The sequence below is a fragment of the Allocoleopsis sp. genome (assembly GCF_036703385.1).
Taxonomy (GTDB): domain Bacteria; phylum Cyanobacteriota; class Cyanobacteriia; order Cyanobacteriales; family Coleofasciculaceae; genus Allocoleopsis.
In genome coordinates, this window is the sequence record NZ_DATNPA010000141.1 from 1 (window position 1) to 7,068 (window position 7,068).

At 46.6% G+C, this 7,068-nt stretch carries 6 protein-coding genes and 1 pseudogene; 2 read left to right on the forward strand and 5 right to left on the reverse strand.

Going from position 1 to position 7,068, the window contains the following annotated elements; translation table 11 throughout:
* Nucleotides 1-51: 51 nt before the first annotated feature.
* Nucleotides 52-246 carry a hypothetical protein gene (locus tag V6C93_RS06920; protein ID WP_333475921.1) on the forward strand — a complete coding sequence of 65 codons (195 nt, stop codon included), beginning with the start codon at nt 52-54 and terminating at the stop codon, nt 244-246.
* Between the two features lie 107 nt (nt 247-353).
* Here V6C93_RS06920 and V6C93_RS06925 read toward each other — a convergent pair whose 3' ends face one another.
* From V6C93_RS06925 to V6C93_RS06940, 4 genes are all read right to left on the reverse strand, one after another.
* Complete coding sequence (locus V6C93_RS06925) at nt 354-1,424, reverse strand: Mrp/NBP35 family ATP-binding protein (RefSeq protein WP_333475922.1); 1,071 nt, start codon at nt 1,422-1,424, stop codon at nt 354-356.
* Nucleotides 1,417-2,385 carry a HEAT repeat domain-containing protein gene (locus tag V6C93_RS06930; RefSeq protein WP_333475923.1) on the reverse strand — a complete coding sequence of 323 codons (969 nt, stop codon included), beginning with the start codon at nt 2,383-2,385 and terminating at the stop codon, nt 1,417-1,419. The genes V6C93_RS06925 and V6C93_RS06930 overlap by 8 nt, the downstream gene beginning before the upstream one ends.
* Before the next feature lie 10 nt (nt 2,386-2,395).
* Entirely contained in the window at nt 2,396-2,623 is a 228-nt protein-coding gene (locus tag V6C93_RS06935) for a 4Fe-4S dicluster domain-containing protein (RefSeq protein ID WP_009630490.1), read from the reverse strand.
* A gap of 129 nt (nt 2,624-2,752) precedes the next feature.
* Entirely contained in the window at nt 2,753-4,456 is a 1,704-nt protein-coding gene (locus tag V6C93_RS06940) for a fumarate reductase/succinate dehydrogenase flavoprotein subunit (protein WP_333475924.1), read from the reverse strand.
* A gap of 345 nt (nt 4,457-4,801) precedes the next feature.
* On the opposite strand from V6C93_RS06940, the gene V6C93_RS06945 reads away from it, so the two are divergent.
* Complete coding sequence (locus tag V6C93_RS06945; RefSeq protein ID WP_333475925.1) at nt 4,802-6,799, forward strand: LysR family transcriptional regulator; 1,998 nt, start codon at nt 4,802-4,804, stop codon at nt 6,797-6,799.
* 67 nt (nt 6,800-6,866) lie between these two features.
* Here V6C93_RS06945 and V6C93_RS06950 read toward each other — a convergent pair.
* Nucleotides 6,867-7,068: pseudogene (locus V6C93_RS06950) on the reverse strand (ABC transporter ATP-binding protein); the annotation flags it as partial.

Below are 7,068 nucleotides of genomic sequence, written 5' to 3' on the forward strand. Positions count from 1 at the left end.
AAACTCCAAATGACTGATTTGCTCCCAATATCCTAATGCACTATTTTAGCCTTGCCACGCCACTACTGGCTCTCTTGCTGTACTCGTCTAGTCTTGTTAATCGCCATTGCCTATACTTGTGCTTGCTTAAAAGGAGATAAAACCCAACGCTCGGGTCAGCAAAAATATGTGTGTCGTCTACTCCATCTCCCCCGAAAACAATCGCTCTCCAACAAAGGAAACGGTAGCGATCGCATTCCTGGGTAAGTTCATGGTCAACTCCCGTCTGGCCAGCGTTCTAGGGGTCTTCTCTTATTTTATTCTGGCCAGAGTGACAAAAGAGGGTTATTACTCGTCACCCCTTCAGCAGAACTTCACCAAGGGCGAAAAGTCGTCTCGATCGCCCCAGCTATTTGTACAAATACCTGCACGACTGTGGAGTTTGGATGAGCTAGCGTCAAGGGCGTTCCCGTATCCCCCCCCATACAAATACTAGGGTCAATGGGAATCTGTCCCAGTAAAGGGGCGTGGAGTTCTGTCGATAGCTGCTGACCTCCACCACTCCCAAAAATCGGAATGCGATCGCCACAGTGACTACAGATTAAATAGCTCATGTTTTCGATAATGCCAAGCACGGGAATGCCGACACGACGAAACATATGGACGCTACGGCGCACATCCGCAACCGCGACTTGTTGAGGAGTCGTGACTAGGATTACTCCACAGATCGGACTTTCTTGCACAATCGTAATTTGAGCATCGCCTGTACCAGGAGGCAAATCAATCAGCAGGTAATCCAATTCTCCCCATTCCACCTCCTGGATAAACTGAGTCACGATTTTGTGCAAAACAGGCCCTCGCCAAGCGAGGGGATGATCGGGTTCTGCCAGCAGTCCTACTGACATAACTTTGATGTCGTGAGCTTCTAAGGGGAGAAACTTTTGACCGTTAGGTGTATCAATCACCTTGACATCTGCCTGTCCCAATCCCAACATCTGGGGGATGTTGGGGCCATAGACATCAGCATCGAGTAAACCCACCTTCGCCCCCTGCAAACTCAAAGCAGCGGCTAAATTAACCGATGTTGTGGACTTGCCTACACCTCCCTTGCCACTGGAAATTGCCAACGTCGTTCTGACACCGGGAATGGTACAAATTTGGATATAGATTTTCTTGCACCAAGTTACGGGCGAAAGTACTGATTGAATTTCGGCTTGTAGGTGATGTTGATGTTTCCCCACATACAGGCGTAGATAAATATAGTCATCCACAACTCGCAGATTCCGTACCATCCCTAAGCTAACGATGTCGTTTTTGAGGATGGGTTCAATCACCTGTTTGAGACACTCAACAACTTCTCGTTGCCGAGCTTCAGTCACCGGATCAGGAGGAGTGGCAATTTCCTCTGTATGAGTTTGGCGGAAGGGAGATTGATGGCTAGGCATTTGATGTTTCTGGTGTAGACTCCTGGATCGTCTGAATTGCTCGTTGGGCGTAAATACACACGTCTTTGTCTGGATCGTCCAGGGATTGCTGGAGTGCATTCAGGGCAGTTGGGTTCCTCAGGATACCGAGTGCGATCGCTGCATCTCGGCGCACATCCGAGTATTCATCTGCCAACGCTTTCACTAACGCAGGTAAGGCTTGGTCAGCAGGTGTTTTCTGCAACGCCTGAAGCGTAAACTTCCGCACCTGCCAATGCTCATCTGCCAAAGCCGTTTCTAAAGCCGGAACTGCCGCAACATCAGCGTGGAGTGCCAACGATTTTGCCGCATTACGCCGCACCTGCCAATCCTTGTCGGTAGTGAGTGCTTGGCACAGACAGGGAACTACTTCTGCATCTGCTAAATGTCCTAATGTCAGGGCAGCAGAACGCCGCACGCTCTCATCGAGGTCGGACATCAACGCGATCGCTTCTTTGCAGCGTTCCACTTGATTAAGATAGCGTAACGTGGTTACTGCCGCTTCCCGTAACTGAGCATTTTCCGACTCAAAGAACGGCAATACATAGGGCAAAGACTGAGCATCGTGAATCTTCCGCAACAGAATTAACACATTTAGTTGCATATTCACGTCATCTCGATGCAAGGCATCTAGCAGCAGCAACAAGCGATCGGGGGTAACTAATTCGCCCAAGGCAGATAGCGCTTCTTCCCGGATCTCCTCATCGCTTGAAGCCAAACATTCTACTAAAGCCGGAACCGCCTTAGGATTAGCTAACTCCCACAGCGCCGTCACCGCTAGCTTTTGCACAGCCATGCTCTCATCTTGCAGGGCTGTAATCAAGGGTTCTAAGGCATCCTCATCGCCCAAATGTTGCAGCATTTTGACGGCAACTAGGCGATCGCTTGCGTCGTGCGATCGCAGCATTTCCAACCATTGGTTCAATTCAGAATCAGCAGACATCTTTACTCCTTTATCGCAACAAAAAGGGAATTTGAACCGTAATCGCGTTGGTGGGACACTCCTTCTCACAGGGCAAGCAAAACCAGCACTCGTCGTACTTCATATAGGCTTTGCCCGTTTCTGGGTTCTTCGCTAACACATCCAACGGACACACTTCAATGCAAGCTGTACACTTTTCTAAGCATTTCGATTCATCGACGATTACGGGTACATCAACCCGTTGCGTTGTTAGAGCCATAACACTCCCTCTGGTTGCTAAAAATCAATGAACTTACCGCAGCGTGGCGGAAATAATTATCCAGTTGAAAAAGGTTAAAAAGCTTACTCGACAGTCTTTCTTTCCTTCTGTATAAAAGCCTTCTTGCCCTTACCGCACCGCGACATCATAAACTTCTCGTTCAATATCAACGTCCACCACATAAGGCTCAACCGGACGCTTGAACAAAACCATTTCGCCTGATTCATCTTTCTTGAGATTGACGTGGCAGAACCATTCTTCATTGTTCTTTTCGGGATAATCCAGTCGGTAATGGTACAACCCCCAACGGCTTTCCCGACGATACAGCGAGGCGCGTGCTGCCATCTCAGCACAATCGCGAATAAAGTGAACCTCCATACAGCGCATCAGTTCATGCGGGTCGCGTGCGCCCATCATCTCTAGGGTTTCGTGATAGCGCACAAAGTTTCTCAGCCCAATTTCCATCTTGTGGTCTACTTTGGGTGGCTGTAGGTAGTCATTGACCAACCGCCGTAATTTGTACTCCACCTGCGTATGTGGCACGCCATTCGGGTTGTTCAAAGGAGCATAAATTCGTTGTTTTTCCGCCTCTAAAACATCAGGATTGGGTTCAATATGCTCTAAACCTTCGATATAATTCACAGCATTCGTACCCGCCAACCGACCAAATACAAACGCTCCAATCATGTAGTTGTGGGGGACACTTGCCATGTCGCCTGCGGCATACAACCCCGGCACCGTCGTCTCCGCCTTCTCGTTGACCCAGACTCCAGAGGCACTGTGACCGCTACACAAACCAATTTCAGAGATATTCATCTCTACGCCATGCGTGCGGTAATTTTCACCTCTCCCTTCATGGAACCGCCCTCGGCTGGGGCGTTCATTCGACCACAGAATCGACTCAATTTCTGAAATGGTGTCTTCATCTAAATGGGTCATCTTCAGTTGAATCGGGCCTTTTCCAGAGTTCAACTCCTTCCAGATTTCCAGCATCATCTGACCGCTCCAGTAGTCGCAACTGATAAAGCGGTGGCCTTCTGCATTGGCGGTGTAAGCTCCAAAGGGACTAGCGACATAGGCACAGGCGGGGCCGTTATAGTCCTTCATCAAGGGGTTAATTTGAAAACACTCGATATTCGTGAGTTCTGCACCTGCATGATACGCCATTGAATAGCCGTCACCAGCATTGGTGGGGTTTTCGTAGGTGCCGTAGAGATAGCCAGAGGCGGGTAAACCTAATCGTCCGCAAGCTCCTGTACACAGAACGACTGCTTTTGCCTGAATCACGACAAAAGCGCCGTTTCGCACGTCAAACCCTACTGCTCCAATGGTGCGTCCGTCCCTGACTAGAACGCGAGTCGCCATTACCCGATTCGTGACTTTCGCTTTGTGGCGCTTTACCTGTCGGGTCAAAATTTGTTTCAGGTCTTTCCCTTCTGGCATCGGCAGCACATATTTGCCCACGCGATGCACTTGCTTCAGGTCGTAATTGCCATGAATGTCTTTTTGGAACTTGACACCCCAGCTTTCCAATTCTTGAATGACTTCAAAGCCTAATTTTCCAGTTTGGTAGACCGCTTTTTGATTCAGAATCCCATCGTTGGAAATCGTAATTTCGCGAACATATTGCTCTGGGGTAGAATTACCAGGAATGACGGCTGTATTCACACCATCCATACCCATTGCGATCGCCCCACTGCGACGGATATTCGCTTTCTCTAAAATCAGCACCTCTCCCTCAGGATTTGCCTGTTTTGCCTTGATTGCTGCCATTGTTCCCGCAGTACCACCACCGATGACGAGAACATCTGTCTTCATCCATTGAGTATCCACTCTTAACTCCTCTTCAGTTAGCAAAAACTTTTATAACTTTGTACTAATAAATTCACTGAGTCCGCTTGTTGACCGAGAATTTTAGATTTTAGATTTTGGATTTTAGATTTTGGATTAAAAAATGGTACAAGCCCCGTCTTTCAAGGCGGAATAAATCTAAAATCGTCAATTCTTCAATCTAAAATCGGGTGACCTTTTCATATTAGGGGGGAATTTTAAAGCTTACAAGCTTTTTTGTAACCAGAAATACCATCTATTTATTCACATTATTTATGATTTTATAAATTAGTTTAATTCATTCATTAAGCTGTAAAATAGAAATTTCAATCCGGGGGGTTAGAAAACGTGGAGGTTTATCAAGTTAAAGTATTTCTGGAGGTGGCTAGGCATCTCAGCTTTACCGAAGCTGCTGATGCTCTAAATCTGACTCAGCCTGCGGTCAGCGCCAAAATAAAATCCCTGGAGACTGAACTAGGAACCTCCCTTTTTTATCGTTTGGGGCGTAAAATTCAGCTGACAGAGGTGGGACAATTTTTATTGGAGGAAGGGCCAAGACTGATTGAGGTTGAAAATCAATTGTTTGCCAAAGTCGAAGAAATCAAAAAAGGCAAATTTGGCAATCTCAAAATTGGCTGTACAGCCGCGATCGCTAATGGATGGCTACCTGAAGTCCTCTTCCAGTACCGTCAGCAGTATCCTGGGATTCAGACTCAGTGTGTCGTATTTGACTCTGCCGAATTTCTCTATCGAGCCATTACCAGCAGTCAGATTGATATAGGAATCTCAGATATTAGTTTTGCAGAATTTTCTGAAATTTCAGCAACCCCAATTGCTCCAATTCACTATTCTTTAATCGTTGCAGCAAATCATCCTTTAGCGAATCAAACCTGGTTGAGTTTGAAAGAAGTGCAAAAAGAGCAATGGGTGATGCTAAATACTGGCTCTCCGAGTCGTTTAGTGTTTGAATCTCGGCTCACTGAATTAGGGATAAACGTTTCGGATTTCGCTCAAGTTGAAACGGTTGATACTCTCAGTTTGATGCGAACCTATATGATGCAGGGTCATTATTTAGGATTTGCTTCTAACTTTGAATTTCAATCGGAATGTCAATCGGGAATGCTCGTTGCAATTCCCCTCCAAGAATTTGCCTTGCCTGGTAATGTTTTTCTACTATTACCCAAACGATTAAGACAATCTGCGCTTACAGACTCATTGCCGCAAAATCGGCGATCGCGCAACTCTAACCCGATGCAAAAGTTTATTGCTCTGGTTGAGAATTGTCAAGAGCAACAGCAAACCTCTGTTTGTCCTCATTCAACCCCAGTACGTTTGCGATCGCCTAACCTAATCATTCGTTCCAATTCCCTGCAACATCCTGAGACAATTGATTTAGCGATCGGTATTCAAAACAGCACGATTCCAACAGTAACGGCGGGCTTAGTGATTCAGCGCTTAGGCTTGCTAGAACACTTCTTACCCAAAGAAGGGCGATACAGTTCCACCCAATATCGCATTCACTGGTGCGATTTTTTAACAGGAGCACCGATTATTCAAGGATTGCACGCCGGGAAATTAGATATTGGCGTTCTAGGAGATTATCCCTTATTACTGAGTGCTATCCAGCAAAATAATTCCGGTAGTGAAACTCGACAGACACGCCTGGTTAGTTTTGTTTCGACGAATCCTGATGGTTCCTGTAATGCGGTGATTGTTCCCAATAAGTCCAATCTGCAAAGCATCGAAGACTTGCGAGGAGGTGTGATTGCGGTTCCTTTCAGTTCTTCTGCACATGGGATGGTGATGCGATCGCTCAATTCTGCGAACTTACTTAACGAGGTTAGGCTTGCTTCCCTAGAAAACTCAAATATTACTCAGCCATTTGGTTATTCAATTCAGGCAGATGGGTACGCCCACTTTGCTCCCTTTCACGATATTGCCTATCGTCAAGGCAAGTTTCGTTATTTGCCAGGTGACAGTTTGAATGTTTTACCTGCCTTTCATGGTGTGGTGGCGAGTGGACAGTTAGCAGAACAGTATCCGGAAGTTGTAATAGCTTACCTAAAAGCTTTAAGCGCCGCCCAATATTGGTACACCATTACTCCTTCTGCGCTTTCTCTAATTAGCAAGTGGACAACCCTGGATGCCGAAATCGTCTCCAAAATTCTCAGCAGTGTTTATAACCAGAATCAGTCAAGGCGCTTTTTCTGCGAAATGACGATTCGTCCCGACTGGATTACTCAACACATTGCCCAACTCCGTCTAGTTCCCGGAAATGAAGGACTAGAGACAATTAACCTCGATCGCTGGATTCAAACCGAATTCCTCCATCAAGTGCAGACTTGATATCTCAGGACTTACGCACTGGGTGAGAGGAACAACCAGGGAACAGCTAAGTACGATCTGCACCGCCTCACAACTCCATACTCTTGAGAGTTTCTTCGCGAATCAATTCAAAGACTTGCCGATTGAGATTTACAAAATCTGGTGAAAGCATCGTATCTACATGGCGGGGTCGCTTAAGATTCACCACAACTGTTTCTTTAATATGCCCTGGACGAACGCCCATAACCAGAATGCGATCGCTCAAAAAGATAGCTTCTTCAATATCGTGG